General features: G+C 68.0%; 17 protein-coding genes. 10 read left to right on the top strand and 7 right to left on the bottom strand.

The window, feature by feature from the left end; translation table 11 throughout:
- The first annotated feature begins 155 nt into the window (after window positions 1-155).
- The 6 genes from dapC (at window position 156) to prmB (ending at window position 5,329) form a co-directional block, all read left to right on the top strand.
- On the top strand, window positions 156-1,373 hold the full coding sequence (gene dapC, locus AB4Z48_RS08440; protein ID WP_441613462.1) for a succinyldiaminopimelate transaminase: 1,218 nt from the start codon (window positions 156-158) through the stop codon (window positions 1,371-1,373).
- A 62-nt stretch (window positions 1,374-1,435) separates the two neighbouring features.
- Window positions 1,436-2,263, top strand: a complete 828-nt coding sequence (dapD, locus tag AB4Z48_RS08435) for a 2,3,4,5-tetrahydropyridine-2,6-dicarboxylate N-succinyltransferase (RefSeq protein WP_441613461.1) — start codon at window positions 1,436-1,438, stop codon at window positions 2,261-2,263.
- Window positions 2,264-2,346: 83 nt separating this feature from the next.
- Complete coding sequence (locus AB4Z48_RS08430) at window positions 2,347-2,721, top strand: hypothetical protein (RefSeq protein WP_441613460.1); 375 nt, start codon at window positions 2,347-2,349, stop codon at window positions 2,719-2,721.
- A gap of 38 nt (window positions 2,722-2,759) precedes the next feature.
- Window positions 2,760-3,107 carry an arsenate reductase gene (locus tag AB4Z48_RS08425; protein ID WP_441613459.1) on the top strand — a complete coding sequence of 116 codons (348 nt, stop codon included), beginning with the start codon at window positions 2,760-2,762 and terminating at the stop codon, window positions 3,105-3,107.
- 135 nt (window positions 3,108-3,242) lie between these two features.
- Window positions 3,243-4,394, top strand: a complete 1,152-nt coding sequence (dapE, locus tag AB4Z48_RS08420) for a succinyl-diaminopimelate desuccinylase (protein ID WP_441613458.1) — start codon at window positions 3,243-3,245, stop codon at window positions 4,392-4,394.
- A gap of 41 nt (window positions 4,395-4,435) precedes the next feature.
- Entirely contained in the window at window positions 4,436-5,329 is an 894-nt protein-coding gene (gene prmB / locus AB4Z48_RS08415; protein WP_441613457.1) for a 50S ribosomal protein L3 N(5)-glutamine methyltransferase, read from the top strand.
- Between the two features lie 91 nt (window positions 5,330-5,420).
- Here the strand turns inward: prmB and AB4Z48_RS08410 are convergent, their stop codons facing one another.
- On the bottom strand, window positions 5,421-7,163 hold the full coding sequence (locus tag AB4Z48_RS08410) for a tannase/feruloyl esterase family alpha/beta hydrolase (RefSeq protein ID WP_441613456.1): 1,743 nt from the start codon (window positions 7,161-7,163) through the stop codon (window positions 5,421-5,423).
- A 129-nt stretch (window positions 7,164-7,292) separates the two neighbouring features.
- On the opposite strand from AB4Z48_RS08410, the gene AB4Z48_RS08405 reads away from it, so the two are divergent.
- Window positions 7,293-8,171 carry a LysR family transcriptional regulator gene (locus tag AB4Z48_RS08405; RefSeq protein WP_441613455.1) on the top strand — a complete coding sequence of 293 codons (879 nt, stop codon included), beginning with the start codon at window positions 7,293-7,295 and terminating at the stop codon, window positions 8,169-8,171.
- 95 nt (window positions 8,172-8,266) lie between these two features.
- Here AB4Z48_RS08405 and AB4Z48_RS08400 read toward each other — a convergent pair whose 3' ends face one another.
- The 3 genes from AB4Z48_RS08400 to AB4Z48_RS08390 all read right to left on the bottom strand — a co-directional run bounded on the left by AB4Z48_RS08400 (window position 8,267) and on the right by AB4Z48_RS08390 (window position 11,450).
- Window positions 8,267-9,256 carry a tripartite tricarboxylate transporter substrate binding protein gene (locus AB4Z48_RS08400; protein ID WP_441613454.1) on the bottom strand — a complete coding sequence of 330 codons (990 nt, stop codon included), beginning with the start codon at window positions 9,254-9,256 and terminating at the stop codon, window positions 8,267-8,269.
- Between the two features lie 70 nt (window positions 9,257-9,326).
- Entirely contained in the window at window positions 9,327-10,481 is a 1,155-nt protein-coding gene (locus AB4Z48_RS08395; RefSeq protein WP_441613453.1) for a CaiB/BaiF CoA transferase family protein, read from the bottom strand.
- A gap of 9 nt (window positions 10,482-10,490) precedes the next feature.
- Window positions 10,491-11,450, bottom strand: a complete 960-nt coding sequence (locus AB4Z48_RS08390) for a hydroxymethylglutaryl-CoA lyase (RefSeq protein ID WP_441613452.1) — start codon at window positions 11,448-11,450, stop codon at window positions 10,491-10,493.
- Window positions 11,451-11,685: 235 nt separating this feature from the next.
- On the opposite strand from AB4Z48_RS08390, the gene AB4Z48_RS08385 reads away from it, so the two are divergent.
- Window positions 11,686-12,588, top strand: coding sequence for a LysR family transcriptional regulator (locus tag AB4Z48_RS08385; RefSeq protein ID WP_441613451.1), 903 nt, complete (start codon window positions 11,686-11,688; stop codon window positions 12,586-12,588).
- 117 nt (window positions 12,589-12,705) lie between these two features.
- Window positions 12,706-13,449: a DUF2076 domain-containing protein gene (locus AB4Z48_RS08380; protein WP_441613450.1), complete on the top strand. Its 744-nt coding sequence runs from the start codon at window positions 12,706-12,708 to the stop codon at window positions 13,447-13,449.
- 76 nt (window positions 13,450-13,525) lie between these two features.
- Here AB4Z48_RS08380 and AB4Z48_RS08375 read toward each other — a convergent pair whose 3' ends face one another.
- The 3 genes from AB4Z48_RS08375 to AB4Z48_RS08365 all read right to left on the bottom strand — a co-directional run bounded on the left by AB4Z48_RS08375 (window position 13,526) and on the right by AB4Z48_RS08365 (window position 21,330).
- Window positions 13,526-19,069: an AAA domain-containing protein gene (locus AB4Z48_RS08375; protein WP_441613449.1), complete on the bottom strand. Its 5,544-nt coding sequence runs from the start codon at window positions 19,067-19,069 to the stop codon at window positions 13,526-13,528.
- A complete protein-coding gene (locus tag AB4Z48_RS08370; RefSeq protein WP_441613448.1) occupies window positions 19,066-20,259 on the bottom strand; it encodes a M48 family metalloprotease in 1,194 nt (397 codons plus the stop codon). Before AB4Z48_RS08370 ends, AB4Z48_RS08375 begins: the two co-directional genes overlap by 4 nt.
- Before the next feature lie 180 nt (window positions 20,260-20,439).
- Entirely contained in the window at window positions 20,440-21,330 is an 891-nt protein-coding gene (locus tag AB4Z48_RS08365) for a LysR family transcriptional regulator (RefSeq protein WP_441613447.1), read from the bottom strand.
- A 105-nt stretch (window positions 21,331-21,435) separates the two neighbouring features.
- On the opposite strand from AB4Z48_RS08365, the gene AB4Z48_RS08360 reads away from it, so the two are divergent.
- The gene (locus AB4Z48_RS08360) at window positions 21,436-22,989 is read left to right on the top strand and encodes an AMP-binding protein (protein ID WP_441613446.1); all 1,554 of its coding nucleotides are present in this window, start codon (window positions 21,436-21,438) and stop codon (window positions 22,987-22,989) included.
- The last annotated feature ends 20 nt before the right edge of the window (window positions 22,990-23,009 follow it).

Below are 23,009 nucleotides of genomic sequence, written 5' to 3'. Positions count from 1 at the left end.
AATCGATGGTGCGGGAACGGGCGGCCGCCAGCGGCGCCGGCCCCGCGCCAAGTTGCCGGGAAGCCCGCCGAACCCCCGCACAGAGCGCGGGAGAGCCCGGCAATCCTCTATAATGTCCGGCTTTGAGCCTTGGCCCTGGCGGCCCGAACCTGACCGTGAACCCCCGACTCGACCTGCTCCAGCCCTATCCGTTCGAGAAACTGCGGGCGCTGGTGGCCAACGTGAAGCCGAACGCCGCATTGCCCGCGATCAGCTTCGGCATCGGCGAACCCAAGCATCCCACGCCCGAATTCATCAAGCAGGCGCTCACGGACTCGCTGGCGGGGCTGGCGAATTATCCCACAACGGCCGGTTCCGATGCACTACGACAGTGCATAGCGGCGTGGCTCCAGCGCCGCTACAACCTGCCGGCGGTCAATCCCGCCACCGAGGTGCTGCCGGTGACCGGCTCGCGCGAAGCGCTGTTCGCCTTCGCCCAGACTGTGGTCGACGCCAGCCGCCCCGGCGCGCTGGTGCTGTGCCCGAACCCGTTCTACCAGATCTACGAAGGCGCGGCGCTGCTGGCCGGCGCCACGCCGGTGTTCGCCAACAGCGACCCGGCGCGCAATTTCGCCCCGGCGTTCGACCGCATCTCGGCCGAGACCTGGGCCCGCGTGCAGCTGGTCTACGTGTGCTCGCCGGGCAACCCGACCGGCGCCGTGCTGTCGCTGGACGACTGGCGCGAGCTGTTCGCGCTGTCTGACCGCCATGGCTTCGTGATCGCCTCCGACGAGTGCTATTCCGAAATCTATTTCAAGGAAGGCGAGCCGCCGCTGGGCGCGCTCGAAGCCGCGCGCAAGCTGGGCCGCGCCGAAGGCGCCCACCCGTTCGAGCGCCTGGTGATGTTCTCCAGCCTGTCCAAGCGCTCCAACGTGCCGGGCCTGCGCTCGGGCTTCGTCGCCGGCGACGCCGCCCTGCTCAAGAAATTCCTGCTATACCGTACCTATCACGGCGGCGCCATGAACCCCGCCGTGCAGGCCGCCAGCGTGGCGGCCTGGAACGACGAGGCCCACGTGCGCGACAACCGTGCCGCCTACGTGCGCAAGTTCGCCGAGGTCACCCCGATGCTGGCCGAGGTGCTCGACGTGGCGCTGCCCGACGCGGGCTTCTACCTGTGGGCCGACGTCTCGCGCACCGGCCTGACGGATACCGCGTTCGCCACCCGCCTGCTGGCCGAGCAGAACGTCACGGTGCTGCCCGGCAGCTACCTGGCGCGCGAGGCCGACGGCATCAACCCCGGCGCCAACCGCGTGCGCATGGCGCTGGTCGCCACGCCCGAGGAATGCCTGGAAGGCGCGCGCCGCATCGTCGCCTTCTGCAAGTCGCTCGGCTGAACGCCGAACGCGGCTGCCCCGAATTTTGTTGTAGACAACGATCAACCACTGAAAACACGCATATGACGCAAGCACTGCAAGCCCTGATCGACCAGGCATGGGAAGACCGCGCCAGCCTCTCGCCCAAGTCGGCCCCCAACGACATCCGCGAAGCCGTGGCCACCGTGATCGGCCAGCTCGACACCGGCGCCCTGCGCGTGGCCGAGAAGCAAGGCCGCGACTGGATCGTCAACCAGTGGATCAAGAAGGCCGTGCTGCTGTCGTTCCGCCTGGAAGACAACGCGCCGATGAGCGCCGGCGGCTTCGCCCAGTTCTATGACAAGGTACCGACCAAGTTCGCCGGCTGGACCGCCGACGACTTCGCCAAGGGTGGCTTCCGCGTGGTGCCGCCCGCCGTGGCCCGCCGCGGCTCGTTCATCGCGAAGAACGCGGTGCTGATGCCCTCCTACGTCAACATCGGCGCCTACGTCGACGAAGGCACCATGGTCGACACCTGGGCCACCGTCGGTTCGTGCGCGCAGATCGGCAAGAACGTCCACCTGTCCGGCGGCGTCGGCATCGGCGGCGTGCTCGAGCCGCTGCAGGCCAACCCGGTCATCATCGAAGACAACTGCTTCATCGGCGCCCGCTCGGAAGTCGTGGAAGGCGTGATCGTCGAAGAGAACTCGGTGATCTCGATGGGCGTGTATCTGGGCCAGTCCACCAAGATCTATGACCGCGAAACCGGCGAGATCCACTACGGCCGCGTGCCGGCGGGCTCGGTGGTGGTGGCGGGCAACCTGCCCTCCAAGGACGGCAAGTACAGCCTGTACTGCGCCGTGATCGTCAAGAAGGTGGACGCGCAGACCCGCGCCAAGACCAGCCTGAACGACCTGCTGCGCGGCGACTGATCGCGCCTAGCGCGGAGCTTGCGCGGGCGCCTGCCCGCGCAGGCTCCGCCGTCAGACCGATGCACCCCTTGCGCAAGCGACTCATGGCCCTGGATCCCGCGACCGTCAGCACCGTGCTGTCCCTTCTGCCAACCATTCTCGAGCAGGCCAACAAGACCATCGAGAAGATCAAGAAAGGCCGGCGCAAGGATGGTTCGCCCGAGCATGCCGGGCCCGAATCCCTCGAGGCGCGCGATGGCTCCGTCGCCGCCCGCATCGCCGAGCTCGAAGCCGCCGCCGTGCAGCAGGCCGAAGCCGTCAAGATGCTGGCCGAGCAGCACGCCATCACCATCGAGGCCCTGCGCAAGGAAGCCGCGCGCCTGGACCGCCGCCTGCGCCTGATGACCAGCGTGGCCATGGCCGGCGTGGCGCTGGGCCTGGGCGGGCTCGTCATCGCACTGAACCTGTTGTTCCGTTAATGCTGTTCCGCTAAGCCATCCAAGGCGCACCGCACATCATGACCGTCCTGCTCTACGGCATCCCCAACTGCGACACCGTCAAGAAAGCCCGCACCTGGCTGGACGCCAACGGCGTGGCCTACGACTTCCACGACTTCAAGAAGCAAGGCGTGGACGAAACGCTGCTGCGCGGCTGGCTCAGGCACGTGCCGCTGGCCACGCTGCTCAACCGCAAGGGCACCACCTACCGCGCGCTGTCGGATGCCGACAAGGCGCGCGCCGAGAACGAAGCCGGCGCCATCGCACTGATGCAGCAAAGCCCTTCGCTGATCAAGCGGCCGGTGCTCGATCACGGCGGGAAGATTTCCGTCGGGTTCTCGGCAGACAACTACGCCGGCCTGTTTTAAGCGGCTATCGCAGGGCTGGCGGCCGATTGTTCGCCGTCAGCTCCGGGGTACGCCGGCCAGCATCGACAAAGGCGTAGACTCCACGCCCGACACCCCTATTCCGAACCTCGGCCCCGACGCCGCAGACTCGCCATCATGAACCCCACCCTCGCCCTTACCGAAGACCTGATCCGCCGCCGCTCCGTCACGCCCGCCGACGAAGGCTGCCAGGCCGTGCTCGAAACCCGCCTCAAGGCCATCGGCTTCGAATGCGAGTGGATCGTCAGCGGCCCGGACGACTTCCGCGTCACCAACCTGTGGGCCGTCAAGCGCGGCACGCAGGGCAAGGCCGGCAAGCTGCTGGCCTTCGCCGGCCACACCGACGTGGTGCCCACCGGCCCGCTCGAGCAATGGGGCTCCGACCCGTTCCAGCCCAGCCACCGCGACGGCAAGCTCTACGGCCGCGGCGCCGCGGACATGAAGACCTCCATCGCCGGCTTCGTCGTGGCGACCGAAGAGTTCGTGCAGCAGCACCCCGCCCACGCCGGCTCCATCGCCTTCCTCATCACCAGCGATGAAGAAGGCCCCGCGCACGACGGCACCATCAAGGTGGTGGAAGCGCTCAAGGCGCGCGGCGAGCGCCTGGACTACTGCGTGATCGGCGAGCCCACCTCGGTCGACACCCTTGGCGACATGGTCAAGAACGGCCGCCGCGGCTCGCTCTCGGGCAAGCTCACCATCAAGGGCGTGCAGGGCCATATCGCCTACCCGCACCTGGCGAAGAACCCGATCCACCTGGCCGCGCCCGCGCTGGCCGAGCTGGTGAACGAGCGCTGGGACGAAGGCAACGAATACTTCCCCGCCACCACCTGGCAGATGTCCAACATCCACGGCGGCACCGGTGCCACCAACGTGATCCCGGGCCATATCACCGTCGACTTCAACTTCCGCTTCTCCACCGCCAGCACCCCCGAAGGCCTCAAGGCGCGCGTGCACGCCATCCTCGAGCGCCACCAGCTCGACTACGAGCTGGCCTGGACCCTGGGCGGCGAACCCTTCCTGACCGCGCGCGGCGAACTCTCGGAAGCGCTCAGCGGCGCGATCGAGGCGGAGACCGGCGTCAAGACCGAGCTCTCCACCACCGGCGGCACCTCCGACGGCCGCTTCATCGCCAGGATCTGCCCGCAGGTCATCGAGTTCGGCCCGCCCAACGCCAGCATCCACAAGATCGACGAGCACGTCGAAGTGCGCTTCATCGAGCCGCTCAAGAACGTCTACCGCGGCGTGCTCGATCGCCTGATCGCCTGATCGCCTGACCTGACTGACCTGAATACCTGGACCACCGCACCATGGCTACGCCCTCCCCCCTGCAAACCGTACGCGACCTGCTGCGCCTGGCCGTCTCGCGCTTCACCAAGGCCAGGTTGTCGTTCGGCCACGGCAGCGCCAACGCCTACGACGAAGCCGCCTACCTGGTCCTGCACACGCTCAACCTGCCGCTCGACACGCTCGATCCCTTTCTCGACGCGCGCCTGCTGCCCGAGGAAGTCGAGGCCGTGCTGCAAGTCATCGAGCGCCGCGTCACCGAACGCGTGCCCGCCGCCTACATCACCAACGAAGCCTTCATGCACGGCCTGCGCTTCTACGTGGACTCCCGCGTGATCGTGCCGCGCAGCTTCATCGGTGAGCTGCTCCAGGAAGGACTCGAGCCGTGGGTGGGCGATATCGCCGATATCGGCCCGGTGCTGGAGCTCTGCACCGGCTCCGGCTGCCTGCCCATCATTGCCGCCCACGTCTGGCCCGAAGCCCGCATCGACGCGGTCGACATTTCGCCCGACGCGCTGGAAGTCGCCCGCCGCAACGTGGCCGACTACAAGATGGAAAACCGCATCAGCCTGTACGAGGGCGACCTCTACGCCCCGCTGCCCGCAGGCGCCAGGTACGACGTCATCCTCACCAACCCGCCCTACGTCAACGAGACTTCCATGCAGGCGCTGCCGGCCGAGTACCACGCCGAGCCGCGCATCGCGCTGGCGGGTGGGGACGACGGCATGGACGTGGTGCGCCGGATCATCGCCGGCGCCAAGGCGCGGCTGAACCCGGGTGGCGTGCTGGTGGTGGAAATCGGCAATGAGCATGCCAATGTGGAAGCGGCTTTCCCCAACCTCGAACTGATCTGGCTGCCGGTCAGCGCGGGCGAGGAGCAGGTCTTCCTGGTGACCTACGAAGGACTGCCGGGTTAAGCCGGCGCGCAGCGGCGGGAAGCCTTCCTGCCGCCGCGCCTGCCGTCATCGAGGCCGGGCGCAGACTTCGCGCCCGGCCTTCTTTCATGCCTCAGAGCGGCGCAGCGCACGTGAAGTTGCGCTCGTCGTCGATGCTGCCGCTGCCCTTGTAGCGTGCCACCTGCGGATAGGCGCACAGCGGCCGCGTCCTTCCTGCATTGCCCTTCACCGCCGCGCTGCTCGCCAGCCCCCCCACCTTGTCGGTGGCATCGGCCTTGAGCGCGACGATGCGCGCGGGCGCCTGGCCCTTCTCCACCCAGTCCTCCAGCGCGCCGATGGCGTCGAACGCATTGGGGCCGATGCCGCTGCGGCAATGTCCCATGCCCGGCGCCAGGAACAGGCGCGCGAAGGCCGGCGTGTCGCTGACGGTTTTCCCGACCGCCTCGTAGTACTGGATGGTGTCGTAGGCATTGCCGATCGGGTCCGCCAGGCCGTGGTACAGGATCAGCTTGCCGCCGCGCTTGCGGAATGCGCCAAGATCGGGATCAGTGGCATCCACCGTGGCGCCGATGCGCGCCTTCACGATGGCGACGTCACGGTCCCAGTCGAACGAGCGCCAGTCCCAATTGGCATCCTTGAATACCCAATCCTTGAAGAACTCGGTGCGGAACGCCTGCGGTCCTTCGATCGCATAGCCCCAGCCGCCGAGGTAGCCGAACTCGCTGCCCACCGGCCAGCCCGGGTAGATCTGCGCCCTGGTGCGCGGGTTCTGCGCACCGGCGTACAGGCGCCTGAGCGTATCTACCTGCGCCCCGGTCAGGCATTGCGCGCCGTCGGCGTCGTCCTTGCACTGCAGGACCTTGGGATCGAAGCGGCACTGGCGCGGATCGCCGATCAGCCCGTCGGCGAGGCCATCCTGCGCGTCGCAGGCGCTGATCGCCGCCTGGTTGATCAGCGGCAGCTTCGACGGCGGGATATAGCCGGCCTTGGTCTTGAGGTTCTGGGTCGCTCCCCACAGGAAGCCCTGGTTCAACGCGGTCCGGTTGTTGCCGGGCGCGCCCGCGATGATGCCGTCGAAGTCGTCGGGGTAGCGCTGCGCGGCCATCAGGCCCTGCCCGCCGCCGGTCGAGCAGCCGAAGTAGTAGGCGTGGGAAGCGTCGCGACGCTCGAATGTCCTGACGATGGCGCGCGACGCCGCCGCCGCGGCATGGACCGAGCGATAGGCCCAGTCCGCGATCTTCTCCGGGTGGCCCACGCCCCAGTTCAGGTTCTCGTTGCGGTACCCGGCGGCGTCCACATGGCCGCTGTCGCTCGAGATCACCGCGTAGCCCCGCCGGATGGCCGGCTCGAGTTCGTCGTAGCGGATCGAGCCGACGTAGCCGCCGTTGCCGACCACCAGCGTCTTGCCGTTCCACGCCTCGGCGGGCGGCATCCAGAGCTCGAACCCGATGTCGGAGTCCGGCGTGGGCCTGAGCTGGCCGGCCACCCGGCAGAACGCCGGGAGATTGTCGATCTTGTGGCCGTTCGGCAGGGCCAGCGCTCCGGCGGCCTGCATCGCGGCGGACGTCATCTTCACGTCCGGCAGGCCGATATCCGCCAGCGATTCGCAGGCGTTCGCGGCGCGCGCGCCATGGGAAAAGAAAAGCGTGGCCGCCAGCAGCGCTGCGGCCGGGCTCCACTGTTTAAGCAATCTGGGGTTCACCATCATCGGGGGGCTGTCTCGCTCTAGCTCGTTGTCGTTCTGGCTGTCGGTCTGCGCAAGCTGGGAGCGCCGTTCTCGTGCGGCCGGCCCGGGCCGGTCCGGGGACTTGGGGGACGCGGGCGGCGTGGACGGCTTGTGCTCCAGCCATCCCATTCTTGACGAATCGAAGATAAAAGAAAAATGAATTTCTTTTTACCAACAATAAAGTAACGCTTTACCATTGGCGCCTCACCCAGTCCCCGTGCGTGCTTCCAGCGCCATCCCCAGCCACCGGTCATTCCCATGAACACAATCCGCATGCTGAAGACCTTCGTCGCGGTTGCCGACTTCGGCTCGTTTGCCGCGGCTGCCGAGCGCGTCGCCCTCACGCCGGCGGCGGTAGGCTCGCAAATGAAGGCGCTGGAAGACGAATGCAAACGGCCGCTGTTCGACCGCTCCAGGCGCGGCGTCACCTTCACGCCCGCGGGCGTGGCGCTGATCGCGCGGGCACGCCGGCTGGTGAAGGACTACGAAAGCATGCTCGCCGACCAGGTTGGCGAAAGCGAGATTGCCGGCACCGTGACCATCGGCGCGATCGTCTCCGCAATGGGCGCGCTGGCCACCAGCGTGGTCGAGCTGAAGTCGCAGTATCCCGCGCTGGATATCCGCATCATGAATGGCCGTCAGCTCGAACTGCAGGCCAAGGTGCTGGAAGGCGAACTGGACGCCGCCATCCTGATCGAAATGCCCAGGCCCGAGACACGGGAAGCCACCTGGACGCATCTGTACGACGAGCCGCTGATGCTGATTGCCAGCGCCAGGGCCGCACCGCCCGGAGCGGACGCCGTCGCCCTGCTGCGCACGCAGCCTTTCATCCGCTTCGACCGCGCCGCGACCACCGGCATCAAGATCGACCAGCTCCTGCGCCGGTGCGACGTGCAGCCGAACGAAATCGTCGAGATGAATTCGCTGCCCGCCATCGTGGAACTGGTGCGGCAGAACGCGGGCGTCTCGATCGTGCCGGTGCTGCACAACTTCGCGTGGCGCAGCGACGCGGCGCTACGCCTGTTGCCGATTCCGGGAAAGCAGCTCGAGCGCCGCGTCGGCATGCTGGAGAGCACCGGCCGGCTCTATATCACTTCGATCATCCGCGAGCATTTCGTCCGCAAGCATTGCGGCTGACGCGTGGCCAGCCCCGCGCGGGCATTCGATCCGTGCCGAAGCCCATGGGCAAGGGCGCCGGATACGGAGCGCGAGCCGGCTCCCGCCCCGGTTCGTCACTCGCTGGTCACGTTGGCCCTCTTGACCAATGCCGCATAACGCGCCGCTTCGCTCTGGAAGAACTTGGCGGCCGCTTCCGGGGTGCCCGGATTGATCGTATTGCCCTGCTTCTTCATCGCATCCAGAACCTCCGGGCTGGTGAATGCCTTTGCAAACAGCGCCTGGATGCGCCTGGCCTCGGCGGGCGGCAGGCCTGCCGGGCCCACGACGGCAAACCATCCCTCGACGGCATAGTCCGGCAGGCCTTGTTCAGCGATGGTGGGGATCTCGGGCGCCGCGGGCGAACGCGTTGCGCCGCAGAGACCGATCGCGCGCAGCATGCCGCTCTTCAGGTGCGGTGCGACGGCATTGAGCGCCACCACGCCCATCTCCACCTGGCCGGCGATCAGGTCGGTGATCATCGGCCCGGTACCCTTGTAGGGAACGTGGCGGGCCTTGACGTGCGCCTCCTCGAGGAACATTTCGGCGGCGAGCTGGATGATGGTGCCATTGCCTGACGATGCATAGTTGAATGCATCCGGCCTGGCCTTCAACAGCGCAACGAGTTCCTGGACGTTCTTCGCCGGAACCTTGGGATTGACCACCAGCACCAGCGGCGTCGAGCCGATCACGCTGATCGGCGTGAAGTCCTTGATCGCATCGAACGGCATCTTCTTGTAGACGCTGGGGTTGATGACGTGGTTGTTGGAAACGAGTCCCAGCGTGCTGCCGTCGGGCGGGGCCTTGGCCACCGCGGCTGCGCCGGCTATGCCGCCCGCGCCGGGAATGTTCTCGATCACCACGGGCTGTCCGAGGTTCCTGCCCAGCGAGGGGCCGGCAGCGCGGGCGATGGCGTCCACGCCCGAGCCGGCGCTGATCGGCAGGATCAGGCGCACCGGCCGGCCGGTGCCTTCGGCCGCCGCCGGAGCGGCCGGGACGGCGAGCGCGAACGCCAGCGCCGGGATAGCGATGCCGAGTACTGCCCTGCGTGAAAGAAAGGGGGCCATGCTTGTCTCCAGATATTTTTCTGTTCTGATCCGTGCGGCTGCGGGAGCCGTCCGGCAAGGCGGAAGGATTTCAGCCAGGCGTGTGCGCACGCAGGGCGGAAAGGATTTCCTCGTTGTGCTCGCCGATGCCCGGCAAGGGCATGCGCACGCCCGGGCGCCGGCCATCCATCATGAGTGGCAACAGCACGACGTCGGTGGTGCCGCCATCCTCGGTCTGCATCGGCGCCAGTCCCCCGCTCGCCTTGAGGTGCGGATCGTCGAGAAGCTGTTCCGGACGCACGATGGGCGCATAGGGAATGCCGGCGGCTTCAAGCCTGGGCGTGAGTTCGTCCACGCGATGATGCTTGAGAATCTCGCCAAGCCGTGCCAGCAAGGCCGGCCGCACGGCCACGCGCATGGCGTTGGTGGCGAATGCAGGGTCGGCGGCGAGATCGGGCCGTTGCAGCACCTCGCACAGGTTGTTGAACTGCTTGTCGCTCACGGCGCCGATGAACAGCTGCTCGTCTGCGGCCAGCGTGAAGACATCGTAGACGCTCCATGCGGACACGCGGGACGGCATCGGCGGCGGCGGCTCGCCGGTCATCGAAAACTGCTGCATATGCTGGGACGACAGGAACACGCAATTCTCGAACAAGGCGCTCTGCACTTCCTGCCCCTTGCCGGTGCGCTCGCGCTCGCGCAGGGCGGCCAGCACGCCGATGGCGCCGAACATGCCACCCATGATGTCGTTGACCGAGGTGCCGGCGCGCAACGGGCGGCCCTTTGGCCCGGTCATGTAGGAAAGACCGCCCATCATCTGCACGACCTCGTCCAGGGCCAGCCGGTTCTCATAGGGACCGGGAAGAAAGCCCTTGTGGGAGACGTAGATCAGCCCGGGATACTTCGCCGAAAGCGTCGCATGGTCCAGCCCGCATTTGGCCATCAGGCCCGGGCGGAAATTCTCCAGCAGCACATCGCACTGGCCGGCCAGTTCTGCCGCCGTGGCCTGCCCCTGCGGGGTGGTGATATCGATGACGACGCTTTTCTTGTTGCGGTTGAACGAGCGGAAGAAACCGATACCCAGCCCGGGAAGGTTGCGCGTCTTGTCGCCGCCCGGCGGCTCGACCTTGATGACTTCGGCGCCGAGATCGGCCAGGATCATGCCGCAGGTCGGGCCCATCACCATATGGGTGAACTCGAGGACGCGGATGCCGGCAAGCGGCAAGGGGGAATGTTCAGTAGGCATGGGTCGCTCTCAGGCGGTCACGGCATCGGCAAGCGACGCGGAAAAGGTCTTGGGCAGGCCGGCGCGCCACAGGGTGCCGTGCAGGGTTTCACCGTCCAGCCAGCCGGCCACGCGCGCGCGCAGCGCAAGCAGCTTGCCGATATCGGCGCCGGTCGCGAATCCCATGCTCGCGAGCATGAAAGCCAGGTCTTCGGTGGCGACATTGCCGCTGGCGCCGGGGGCGTGCGGACAGCCGCCGATCCCGGCAAGGCAGGCATCAAAGCGCGTGACCCCGGCTTGCAGGGCGGCACAGACGTTGGCCAGGCCGAGGCCGCGCGTATCGTGGAAATGGCCGCACCAGAAGCGCTCGCCGGCAATGGCCCGGGCGCGCTCGAACAGGCTTCGCACCATGGCGGGATCGGCATAGCCGACCGTGTCCGCCAGGCTGACGCGGTCGGCGCCCGCATCCAGCAAGGCCTGCATCAGGCGCAGTACTTCTTCCGGGTCCACGCGGCCCTGTATCGTGCAGCCGAAGGCCGTGCCGACGCCACCTTCGATCAGCGTCCGGGAGCCGGCCGCGTCGCGCGCGGCGCGGATCCGGCCCACCTCGGCCACCACTTCGTCGGGCGTCTTGCGCAGGTTGGCCAGGCTATGCGCATGGCTGGCGGAAAGCGGCACCAGCATCAGGTCCGCGCCGCTGGCGATGGCGTTCTCGGCGCCGCGCAGGTTCGGCACCAGTACCGAGACGAACAATCCCGGCATGGACCTGGCGAAGTCCACCAGTTCCGCGGTATCGGCCAGTTGCGGCAGCAGCCTGGCCGGCACGAACGAGCCGACCTCGATCTCGCGCTGGCCAGCGGCGTAGGCAGCCTGGATCCATTCGCGCTTGGCGGAGGTAGGCAGGATGGTAGCGATGCTTTGAAGGCCGTCGCGCAGCCCCACCTCGCGGATCACCGCCTGGCGGGATGTGCTGTTGGTCGGTGTCGTCATGCGGTCTGTCTCCACAGGTGGCTCCGGGGTTCCGGCTCGATAGGCGAACTGTATGCCGTTCCCGACGAGGCCAGAAGCGGTATTGGAGCAGCACTAACGTTCCGGATCGGAATGTCTCCGCCTGAAAACGTCGGGATCAGCCATTCCACAACGCCGCAGGGATTCCCGAGCTGAGCAATGATGATGAGAATTTCGCGTAAGATTTCCACATCGGAAACTCTGGCAAGGCCTGCGGATGCGTGACCTGGACCTCACCTCGCTGCGCCTGTTCGCCGCCGTTTGCGAGACGCGCAATATGGCGCGCGCCGGCGAGCAGCAGCACATCGTGGCGTCGGCCATCAGCAAGCGGCTGGCGCAACTCGAAGACACCGTGGGCGTCACACTGTTCGAGCGGCGCCGGCGCGGCGTGATCCCGACCGCGGCCGGGGAGATCCTGCTCGAGCACGCGCGCGCCATGCTGGCGGCGGCCGATCGCGTGGAGCGCGACATGGCCGACCACGGCAAGGGCATCAAGGGCCAGGTCCGGCTGCTGGCCACCGTGTCGTGCATGGCCGAATCCCTGCCCGACGATATCGCGGGCTTCCTGCAGGTACCGGCGCACCGGGATATCCGCGTCACCATGGAAGAAAGCCTCAGCCGCGACATCGTCAGGTCCCTGCGCGAAGGCTCGGCATCGCTGGGGATCTGCTGGGATGCCGCGGACCTAGAAGGATTCCAGACCCGGCCCTACCGCACCGATGCCCTGGCGGCGATCGTCCATCCCTCGCATCCGCTGGCCAGCCGCGCGGATTGCACTTTCGCGCAGACGCTTGACTACGACCACATCGGCATGCCGGGGCAGACTGCGGTGCACACCATGCTGGCGCGCGCCGCGGCCATCATCGGCAAGCCGATGGCGTACCGGGTGGTGGTGTCCTCCTTCGATGCCACGCTTCGCTGCGTCCGCGCGAACCTTGGCCTTACCATCGTGCCGCGCGAGGTGGTCGAACCCGTTTCGGCCAGCTTTGGCGTGCAGGTGATCCCGCTCACCGATGCGTGGGCGCAGCGGCGTTTTGCGATCTGCTTTCGCGACGAGGCGAGCCTGTCGCCGGCGGCACGATTGCTGGTGGACTTCCTGATAGCAAGAGCCGCATCCTGACAGGGGCCCGCCAGCCTGGCAAAACCCCGCAATCACGCCGGGGCCGGTCTTTTAAGTCTCGCTTAAGTCTCGGCCCCTAGACTGACAACACTCAAGACAACCCGGACAGGTGGTGCCATGACCCCCCAAGAGATGCAGGCGCTGGAAGGCTTCCTGGCGCAGTTGACCCAGGCCCGAGCAGGCGCAAAGGACCCCCAGGCAGAGGCGCTCATCGCCGATGCCGTCGCCAGGCAACCGGATGCCGCGTACCTGCTGGTACAGCGCGCCATCCTGCTTGACCATGCGCTGATCGCGGCAAAGGCCCAGATCTCTACGCTGCAGGCGCAGTTGCAGATGGCGCAGGCCAGCGGCTCCAGCCGCTTCCTCGCCCAGGAGAACGCCTGGGGAAGCAGCGCCAATGCCGTCAACAATTTCGGCAATGTCGGCAATGTCGGCAATGTCGATCCGGCCGCGGCGCGCCCGGTGATGCCGGCCCCGTCGGGCATGCCTGTCTCCGTATCGCCACCGGCCCAGCCGGTACAGGTGCAGGCACAGCCTCCCCGGCCCGGCTTTCTGGGCGGCGGCCTGGGAAGCACGCTGGGCGGCATCGCAACCACGGCCGCCGGCGTAGCCGGAGGCGCGTTCCTGTTCCAGGGCATCGAGAACCTGTTCCATCGCAATAGCGGGAACGGGAGCGGGAGCGGCTTTCTCGGGCAGCCCGCCGCGGGCGCGCTGCCGGCCGAGTCGACCGTGGTCAACAACTACTACGGGAATGACGACCGCTCGTCGGGCGATGCCCTTGATGCGGGGCTGAGTCGCGGCCTGCCGGATGACGGCGCGGGCAGTGACGACTTCCTGGACGACGACATATTCAATGCCTGACGCGCCCGTCCCGGCGTGAGCGGGGCCGGCGGCTCATGGCCATGCCTCGCATGGCCATGGGCCGCGGCGCCGGGCCCTACTCTTCCTCGTAGCCCTTTCTCAGTTTCTCGTCGACCAGCTTGTCCATTTCACGCCGGGCCCTCTCGTGCGTGTCGAACACCTTCAGGACAGACTGGCCATTCGTGCCGATACGGCCATAGCTCACCGTCATTTCCATTGCGCTCACCGAGATGCGCCAGAACTTCCTCGAGCTGCCTTGCTCGAAGCGAAACCGACGGACCAGGGACGTAGCGGATGCGCCGGGTCCGGCAGCCTCGCCAGGCAGCGCCGGCGAGACCCGGGCGGGATCCGGCGCGCCTGCGCCACCGGGGGACGGCGGGCCGTCGTCCGCTTCGGCATCCGGCGGCGCCTCTTCTTCCTCCCCGACAGTGCCGGCGAGACTGGCCTCGATGCGCGACAGCACGGCTTCCGGATCGCGTATCCAGTCCTTGCCCGGTATGTCGATCACGCGCCAGCCGAAATTGCGCAGGATGGTCGGCCGGAACACGTAGCGCTCCCGCGCGTCGGGCACCTCGGCATCGGGCGCGTCCAGCAGGATCGCCAGCGCATAGTGCCCGCCGGTCGCATCGGCAATGGCCAGGTCGCACCGGAAGCGCGATCGCCCCACATGCTCATGCACGTCGTGCCCGCGCGCGCGCAGCGCCGCCGCGATGGCGCGGCGAACCGGATCCTCCGGGGCCGCCCGGGTAAAAGCGCCCTTGGCGCCGGGATTGAGCCCGCCCAGCACCAGCTGCGAGCGCTCCGACTCGCCATGCGCGCTGGCGTGGGCGAACTGCAGGAACGCGCGCAGCGCCGCGGCGCCATCGTTATGCACGTTGGTGATCGCCTCGGCATGGATGGTCGAGACCACGGCCATGCGGTGGCGGGCCCGGCTGAAGATGACATTGAGCCGTTTCTCGCCGCCGCGCTGGTTGATCGGGCCGAAGTTCATCAGCATCTTCCCGTCCGGCCCCGGGGCATAGCAGATGCTCAGGATGATGATGTCGCGCTCGTCGCCCTGTACGTTTTCCAGGTTCTTCACGAACAGGCCGTTGAACTGGTCCTCGTCCTCGCGCACATATTCACGCTCCAGCCGCATCGCGAAATCCGCATCCTCCAGCGCCAGCACTTCCAGCGCTGCCTCGATTTCGCCCTGCTGGGCTTCCGAGAAGGCCACGATGCCGATGCTCAGGCCAGTCCCGCGCCGCAGGAGCTCGCGCACCATGGCGGCGATGTAGCGTGCTTCCGGCACATTGCGCCGCTGCGCGTAGACGCCGTCGTCGATACGATGAAAACTGACCGGGCGCGCCATCACATGGTCCACGCCGGCAATGACCGGGTCCCCGGCATCGAAGCGGGCATCGGCCGGCGCCTGGCCGGCCTGCTCCAGCATGCGGTCGGGAATGGTGACCAGGCGCCCCTCGTAGAAAGCCGCATTGGAGAAGCTGATCAGCGTTTCGTGCCGGCTGCGATAGTGCCAGGCCAAAAGGGTCGCGGGCAGGTTGCGCGCCGCCTGGTTCAGCAGGCTGTCGGCATCCAGGCTGATGGCGATCCGCTCGCCCTCTTCCTGGACGATGATCTCGTCCGCGTCCTCCGCGCCGGCAGCCGAGAAGAAGCTGGTCGGGGGCAGCTGCATCTCGTCGCCCACGACAACCACCTGCGACGCGCGGCTCAGCGCCGGCACGGCTTCCTCGGTGGGGATCTGGCTTGCCTCGTCGAAGATCACCACGTCGAACAGATCCGGCGAGAGCGGCAGCGTATCCGACACCGAGAGCGGGCTCATCAGCCAGATCGGCTTCAGGTCGTTGATCACCAGGCCGGTTTCGTCGTCGGACAGGTCGCGGATGGAGCGGTAGCGCATGCTCTTGCCGAACTCGTGCTCCAGCTCCCGGCGGCCGGTGGCATAGCGTTTCTTGAATTCCTTTCCGGCCGGATCGAGCTGGGTGGCCGACAGCGACGACTGCCGCACGTGCTCGCTGAACTGGCGATGCAAGGTCGCCCGCACCTGGCGTGCGTTCTGCTCGAGCACGCTCTTCTCGCCGTGGGCCACGCCGCGCGCCGCCGCAGCCAGTGCCGCGCCGTCGAAGCGGGCCAGCTCCGGCGCTTGCCGCTCCAGGCGTTTGAGCGCCTCGTCGGCCACCAGCGCCTCCAGCTCGGCCGGTGCGTAAGGCAGGGTCTGCAGCGCCCCGGCGTATGCCGCGCCGGCGGCGTGCGTGGCGCGCAAGAGCGGCAGCAGGTCCGGCAGTTCCTCCAGATCTTCGCGCAGGTCGCGCAACAGCTCGGCCAGGTCGTCCAGGGTGGCCGCATCGGCAACGGCGAGGCCCGCGCGCACGCGCTGGGCCAGCTTTTCCAGGGCTTGCTGCATCGATGCTTCGGCCTGCGCGGCCACGACCGGGTCGACGGCATTGCGCAAGTGCCCGGCCAGGCGACGGCTGATGCCGGACGAGGCGACGCGTTGCCGCAGCTCGTCCAGCGCCTGCAGGAACGATGGCATGGAGGGTACGCCGTAGCGGGCATGGAAGGCAGCGTCCGCCTGCGCGAGCGCCGCGGCGGCGGCCTGCTCCGCCGCCAGTGCTGCGAGCACCTTGGCATAGCCGGGGTGGATCGCATGGCGCGAGAAATCATAGCGGCGCTTGAGCTCCGCGCGCAGCCGCCACCACGCCGGCTGCAGCCAGCGCATCAGGGAGCCCTCGTGCCTGCGGACCAGGTCCAGCGCCGAAGCCGTGTCGTCCGGGCTCAGCTTGTCGCGCCACTGCGTGGTCGCGGTGGCAGCCTGGGCAAGCGCCGCGGTCTTCTGCTCGAGCTGCGCGCGCGCGCCTGCCAGCTCCGTGGCCGCCGGCGAGCCTGCATCCAGCAGGACCAGGTGGCCGGCCAGGTGATGGTCGAGCAGCCATCGGCTTTCCTGCGCAATGGCCAATGCATCCGTCAGCGAGGTGCCGCCGTCCGCCAGGCGGGCGGTATCGTCGAGCACCGCATCCAGCTGGTCGAACAGGGCTTCGCACTCATCCACCAGTTGCCTGGCCCGCCCGAAGGCGCGCTCATCATCGAGCAATCCGCGCGCAAGCCGGGCAAACGGATGCTCGGCCAGGCTGCGTACGCCAAAGCGCTCCACCAGGCTGCGATGCAGGCGCTGGGCCAGGTCCCGGTGCTTGGTCCAGGTGGCCATGGACGGCAGCAGCTCGCGCTGCGCCTGGTCGGGCGCGGCCGGGGCCGGCGGCAATTCGGCCAGGCGGCGCACCAGCGACCGGATCGTGGTGCCCAGCGACGCTGGCAGGTCCGCCATCGCTTGTTCGAAACGTTCGATGCGCGCCTGCTGCCGTTCCAGCGTGGCCAGGGTCTCGTTGCGCTGGTCCCGCAGCCGTTCGCTGTCGTGCGGCTGCGCGATCCAGCGCTCGTAGCAGGCGCGCAGATCGGTGACGAATGCCTTCTTGTCGGTCTGCGAATCGTGGATCAGGCAACACAGCTCGCCCAGCCCGCTCTGTTTCAGGCGATGGAAGACCACATCCAGCGCGGCGCGCTTTTCGCAGACGAACAGGACACGCAGCCCGCGCCCCGCGTAGTCCGCAATCAGGTTCGTGATGGTCTGCGACTTGCCCGTGCCGGGCGGCCCCTGGATGATGAAGCTGCGCTGGCTGCGGGCCAGGCTGACGGCGGCGTTCTGCGTCGCGTCGGAAGGCACCACGTTCCACTGGTCGCGGATGGCGATCGGCGCCACCGCCCCGGTGTCGACTTCCCGCGGCTCGATCGAGAACACCCGGTCGAATGCCGGATTGCTGGCTTGCTCCTCCAGCAACTGCGAATAATCGCGCACCAGCGACATCTTCCGATAGTTGAAGTTCGCCAGCGTCACCTGGGTCAGGTCCAGGTCCCACGCATAGCGGTGCCCCTCGGACTCCTGCAGCGCGTAGCCGACCTGTTCGGTTTCTGCTGCCTCTGCTGCCCCTGCGGCCTCTTCCGCCGGCGGCGCTTCCGCCATGCGGGCATGGCGCGGCCCCGCCACCGGCATGGCGCCGGCCTGGAAACGCTGCGGCAAGGGGCTCGGCCGCACCAGCGACTCGAACAGCGCCTGCCCCAGCGGACGGTAGTCCTGCGGGTCATAGCTGTAGTCGGGCAGGCTGGCCAGCCCCGCGCGCGGCGCGCGGCTTGCGCCGCGCCGGCGCTGGAACTGCTGCATGCGCTGCATGGCTTTCTGGCGCACCAGCCTGATGGCTGGCTTTTCCAGCAGGCGCAGCTCCACCGAGGGCTCCGACTGCCGGATCTGGGCCAGGATGTCCGCGTGCACCTGCGCGATCGTGGTCTTCTGCAGGTCGACGGTGGCGGGCAGCCGGATATCGTAGAGCTGGCGCAGGTAGTGTCGCAGGACCGGGTTGAACTCTGCCTCGGCGTCCTCGCACTGGATCACGTACTGGTCGCGCACGCCCTTCCTGCGGGTGAGCTCGACCGGCATCCACAACAGCGGCGTGGTGATGCGTTCTTCAGGCGCCTCCTTGAGGTTGTGCCAGCGCAGGAACGCCACCACCAGCCGCAGATTGCCGAAGCCGTACTCGGCGCGGTCGCGCCGGGTTTCCTGGATCAGGCGGTCGAGCGCTACCGGCAGGTAGGGCTGGTCCTCGAAGCGCAGCCAGTGATGCAGGTTCACCGCGCTGCCGGAGGCAACGTCGGCGGCGAAGGGGCCGCCCCAGGTGCAGATATGCTCCGCCCGGATGCTCTCGACCTGGAGCATCATCGGCACGCTCGCCACGGTGAGGTTCACGGTGGCCACGCCGGGCCGGAAATGCAGCAGGCGGTTGCGGCGCGAGAGATCGAAGAGGCGATCGCGCAGATGCGACAGGACCGCGGTGCGGCGCGGCGCCAGGCCCGTCGCCCCGGCCAGCGCGCGCTCGATGTCCAGCGCGGCCGGCTGGTCGCGCCACGCCTGGAGCCTGCGCGCCAGGCCCGACAGGTCGGTGGCGCGCTCGTGGCGGTTAAGCGCCGTCATCTCCACGATGACGCTGGCCACCACCGGATTGAGCCGGTCGTTGAGCTGGAACAGGTTGCGCCGGTGCGCGGCGAACCGCTCCACATCGTGCGCATCGTCGAAGTCCAGGCCGCACGCCAGGCATGCCAGCATCAGCCCCAGGCGGAAGATGTCGGTGATCTCGTCGTGGTGGCCGACCATGATCTCCCAGCTCGCCAGGCCCGGCAGGTAGACCGGACGCGAAATGGGCGCTTCGAGGTCCGGCTGCACATCGAGATCGGCAATCTTCTCGCCGGTGCCGGCGTCCGAGGACTTGCGCAACTCCCCGACGATATTGAGCGCCGAGCCGGGCTGCGGCTGCACGCGATGCACGGCGCCGATGTCCATCCTCGGCCGCTCGCCGCCCGGCTGCCGCAGCTGCAGCGCGCCGGACTCGCCCAGGACGACCGAACCCGCGTCCAGCGTCGCCACCCTGCCTTCGGCATGGAGCCTCGCGACCTCCCCGAACAAGGGAAGCACCAGCACCAGCACATCGTCCGTGGTCAGGGCGGCGCCGTCCTGCGCATCCACCAGGGACCGGAACGAGCTGGGCTCGCCTGTTGCTGCATCTGCCACGTCATTCATGCGTCTGTTGCCTTCGCCAGTTGCTTGTTCAGCCTGTCCAGGTCGCGCTTGCCGAAACGGGCATCGCGCTTGAGGTTGAGCTGCAGTGCCTCGAGGGTGCCCAGCGTGCGCGCGGTCCGCGCGGCATGCAGCAGCGCGGCATCGCGGATATCCGGATCCACCAGGGCGACGTCGAGCATCAGCGCATTCAGGTAGTGGCGCACGCTGTCATCCACCTGCGCGCTCTCGAAGGCGGACAATGCCGCCGGCGCCTCGGTGGCCGACCAGTCGGGGAACAGCGCGCGCACCTGGTTGGCCACCGCCTCGGTACGCAATGCGCCATCGGCCAGGAAGTGAGTGAGAAAGCCCCGCGTGAGCGCCGCCAGCCTGAGCTGGCCCGGCAGGTCGAGCCTGTCCAGCGCCAGCGGCCCCTGCAGCCTGCGCTCCAGCCATGCGTTCAGGTCCCCCGCGCCCTGCCACCACAGGTCGAGCGCCCGCGCCCGGATAAAGGTCTCCGGATGCGTTGCCGCCGCGGTCGCGCCGGCGTCGGCGGCGTCGACCTCGCTGGCCTGCCGCAGATACGCGGCGGCATCGGCGCTGGCAATGCCGGTGTGTACCTTGACCAGCGTGGACACGGCCGGGGCGACCGCGCCCGCCGCCACCGCACCGCCACGATCGGCGAACAGCTCGGTATGCAGGTAGTAGCGCCGCGCGGTCTCGTGGTGGCTCGCCGCGGAGGCCGCGGCCGCCATCGCATCGTTGAGGATGCGCTCGGCGGTGTGGAAGGCGCCCTCGTCGCATGACCAGAGCAGGTAGTGGGACAGTTCATGGCCGAACAGGGCCAGCAATTCTTCCTGCGTCAGGTGTTCGAGCACCGGCCCTTGCAGGATCACATGGACTTCGCCCGGCACGAACAACAGCGAGGCATTCATCTGCTGCCCGCCCGACTGGTAGATGCTGGCCGGCGCGGAGATCCCGAGCCGCTGCATCACCAGGCCGAGCGCTGCGTGCACCTCCGGATGCGCCGCGGCATCGAGACGGTAGGTATCGCGCAACAGGTGCGCACGGACCTCGGCCACATGCTCGTCCCGCACCTTGAAGGAACTCGCCCACGCCCACACATCGGGCTCCTGGCTTTTCAGGTAGTCAACCACGGCCAGGTGATAGGGAAGCGGGACCAGTGCACTGGCGTCCGGCAAAGCTGAATCCATCCCGTCGATTTCCTTATAGCCAAGTCTGGCGCGGCCTGCCGCATCGTCATTCAACGGCAAGGGGCCTGCGCCTCAAGCCACGAAGATACCCGATCCGCTGCCATGACAAAAGCGGGGCCGGCGCCGCTGCCCGCCGCGGTCTGCCCCGCGCCATCATCAACACGGTCATCAGCACCCCCATCAACGGCTGCGCTCCGCCAGCAAGGCGCTCATCCGCTGCGCAAGCGGCGAGACATAAGCGCCAGCCCGGGTGATCACGCCCACGCGCCGGCGCAGGTCCAGTTCCTCGACGCCCACGTCCAGCGCATGCAGTCCGTTCAGCATGGCCTCGTCCCCCCCGCCCGATATGCTCAGCATGCGCGTGCCGCGCATCAGGTGGAACAGCGACGCGCTGCCGAAGTCCGTTTCGATCCGCAGGTTCGGCCCGGCGAGTCCGCGCTCGCGGAAGGCCGCGTCGACCAGCTGCCGCAATACGATATGCGGCTCCGGCAGCAGCCACTCCTCGCGGGCCAGGTCCGCCAGCGTCAGCTTGCGGCGGCGCTGCAGCGGGTGGGCTTCGTCGGCCACCACGACGAGCCGGTCGTCGAACAGTTCCTGTACCGCGAACTCGCTCGCGCGCTGCATGGGTACCGGCGCGACGGCCAGGTCCAGTTCGCCTGCGATGAGAAGGTCCATCAGCTCCCGCGCAAGACGGCGGCGCAGGCGCAGCTTCGCCACCGGCCGTTCCCTGACGAGTTGCCGGCAGGCTTCCAGCACGAGCGCATTGGGCATGGAGGGCGAATAGCCCAGGCGCAGGATGCCCTGCTCGCCCGTGCGTACCCCCTGCATTTCCTTGATCGCATCGTCGTACTCCAGGCGGATCCGGCGCGCGCGCTCCATGAATTGCACGCCGGCCTGCGTCGGGACCATGCCGTTGGCGGTGCGCTCGAACAGGGGCAGGCCGATCTGCGCCTCCACCCGCTGCACGGCCTTGCTCAGGGCCGGCTGGCTGATGCCCAGCGTTTCCGCGGCGCGCCCGATGCCGCCGTGGGCACTGACGGCCAGCACGTACTCCAGATCCCTTGTCTCCATCTCGGCATTCCAGTTGGTTATGACTTTATAGCCAACGCAGCATTGTAGTGATGCCTCTCATCTTACAGACTGTGCTCAAGAACTACTACGACTACGGAGACACCGATGAGCTTCGCTTTCTTCCTTCGCCGTGCCGCACGGTATTGGGGCGACAACGCCGCCGTGCTGTACCAGGACCGCGTGCTGACCTACCGCCAGCTCGACGAGCGCTCGACCCGCCTGGCCAACGCGCTGCTGGGCCTTGGCCTGGCCCGGGGCGACCGTGTGGCGGTCCAGTCGCGCAACCGCACCGAACTGGTCGAGATCGAATGCGCCTTGTACAAGGCCGGACTCGTCAAGGCGGCACTGAACCCGCGCTTCACCGCGGCCGAGGCATCCGACGTCGTGGAGAACTGCACGCCGCGCGTTCTGCTCGCCGGACCGGGCTACACAGGCTACTCGCCCGCCACGGCGGGCTTCGGCTCGGTCGAGACCTTCATTTCGATCGGCGGCCACGCCGCCGGCTATGGCGACTACGAGTCGCTCCTGGCCGCCGGCGGCACGACCGCACCGGAGATCGCGCCGGCCCCTGGCGACCTCGCCGTGCTGCATTTTTCCTCCGGCTCCACCGGCAAGATCAAGGYCGCCATGCAGAGCTACGGCAACCGCCTGGCGGCGCTGCGCAAGATGCTGCTCGGCATGGACAAGCCGGCGCGGCCGGGCGACCGCCTGGCTTTGATCGGGCCGGTCACCCATGCCTCGGGCATGCTGATGCAGCCCTACCTGTATGCCGGCGCGACGCTGGTGCTGTTCGACAAGTTCGAGCCCGCGCATTTCCTTGCCGAGGTCGCCAGGCTGCGCATCACCCATGTGTTCATGGTGCCGGCCATGATCAATATGCTGCTGGCGGAGCCGACGCTGGCCAGCGCCGATCTGGGCAGCCTCAAGACGCTGGCCTATGGCGCGGCGCCCATGGCGCCGGCGCGTATCCGCGAAGCGTGGGAGCGCATCGGCCCGGTCCTGTCGCAGGGCTACGGCGCCAGCGAATCCACCTCCGGCGTGACGCGGCTGTCGACCGCCGACCATGCGGATGCGCTGGCGCGCCGCCCGCAGCGGCTGGCCTCCTGCGGGCGCGCGCTCGGGGAAACGGAGGTGCGGGTCGTCGACGACCACGGCCAGGAAGTGGCCGGTGACGAGATCGGTGAGCTGATCATCCGTGGCGAAGACGTCTTCCAGGGCTACTGGGGCGAGCCGGAGCTGAGCCGCGAAACCCTGGTCGACGGCTGGCTGCGCACCGGCGACCTCGCCCGCGTCGACGAGGAAGGCTATATCTACCTGGTCGACCGCAAGAAAGACATGATCATCTCCGGCGGCTTCAACGTGTACCCGACCGAGGTCGAGGCGGCCCTGTACCTGCACCCGGACGTGCTGGAAGCCTGCGTGATCAGCGTACCCGACGACACCTGGGGCGAGAGCGTCAAGGCGGTGGTGACGCTCAGGCCCGGCCGGCAGGCAAGCGCGGCCGACCTCATCGCCCATTGCCGCGCGCGCATCGCCGACTACAAGTCGCCGCGCTCCGTCGACTTCGTTGGCGAGCTGCCCAAGAACGCCAGCGGCAAGCTGGCCCGCAAGCTGGTGCGTGAACAGTACTGGCAGGGTGTCGCCCGCCGCGTCAATTAGCCAACCGGTCAACCAGTCAA

This window comes from Cupriavidus sp. 2TAF22, assembly GCF_052115045.1.
GTDB lineage: Bacteria > Pseudomonadota > Gammaproteobacteria > Burkholderiales > Burkholderiaceae > Cupriavidus.
This window is presented reverse-complemented; position numbering and strand designations above follow the sequence as displayed.

Coding starts and splice junctions, on each gene's coding strand:
- AB4Z48_RS08390 (WP_441613452.1), bottom strand. CDS start 11,450: ATGACGACACCGACCAACAGCACATCCCGCCAGGCGGTGATCCGCGAG.
- AB4Z48_RS08395 (WP_441613453.1), bottom strand. CDS start 10,481: ATGCCTACTGAACATTCCCCCTTGCCGCTTGCCGGCATCCGCGTCCTC.
- AB4Z48_RS08430 (WP_441613460.1), top strand. CDS start 2,347: ATGGCCCTGGATCCCGCGACCGTCAGCACCGTGCTGTCCCTTCTGCCA.
- AB4Z48_RS08375 (WP_441613449.1), bottom strand. CDS start 19,069: ATGAATGACGTGGCAGATGCAGCAACAGGCGAGCCCAGCTCGTTCCGG.
- AB4Z48_RS08410 (WP_441613456.1), bottom strand. CDS start 7,163: ATGGGATGGCTGGAGCACAAGCCGTCCACGCCGCCCGCGTCCCCCAAG.
- AB4Z48_RS08405 (WP_441613455.1), top strand. CDS start 7,293: ATGAACACAATCCGCATGCTGAAGACCTTCGTCGCGGTTGCCGACTTC.
- AB4Z48_RS08425 (WP_441613459.1), top strand. CDS start 2,760: ATGACCGTCCTGCTCTACGGCATCCCCAACTGCGACACCGTCAAGAAA.
- AB4Z48_RS08365 (WP_441613447.1), bottom strand. CDS start 21,330: ATGGAGACAAGGGATCTGGAGTACGTGCTGGCCGTCAGTGCCCACGGC.
- AB4Z48_RS08380 (WP_441613450.1), top strand. CDS start 12,706: ATGACCCCCCAAGAGATGCAGGCGCTGGAAGGCTTCCTGGCGCAGTTG.
- AB4Z48_RS08370 (WP_441613448.1), bottom strand. CDS start 20,259: ATGGATTCAGCTTTGCCGGACGCCAGTGCACTGGTCCCGCTTCCCTAT.
- AB4Z48_RS08385 (WP_441613451.1), top strand. CDS start 11,686: ATGCGTGACCTGGACCTCACCTCGCTGCGCCTGTTCGCCGCCGTTTGC.
- dapE (WP_441613458.1), top strand. CDS start 3,243: ATGAACCCCACCCTCGCCCTTACCGAAGACCTGATCCGCCGCCGCTCC.
- prmB (WP_441613457.1), top strand. CDS start 4,436: ATGGCTACGCCCTCCCCCCTGCAAACCGTACGCGACCTGCTGCGCCTG.
- dapD (WP_441613461.1), top strand. CDS start 1,436: ATGACGCAAGCACTGCAAGCCCTGATCGACCAGGCATGGGAAGACCGC.
- AB4Z48_RS08400 (WP_441613454.1), bottom strand. CDS start 9,256: ATGGCCCCCTTTCTTTCACGCAGGGCAGTACTCGGCATCGCTATCCCG.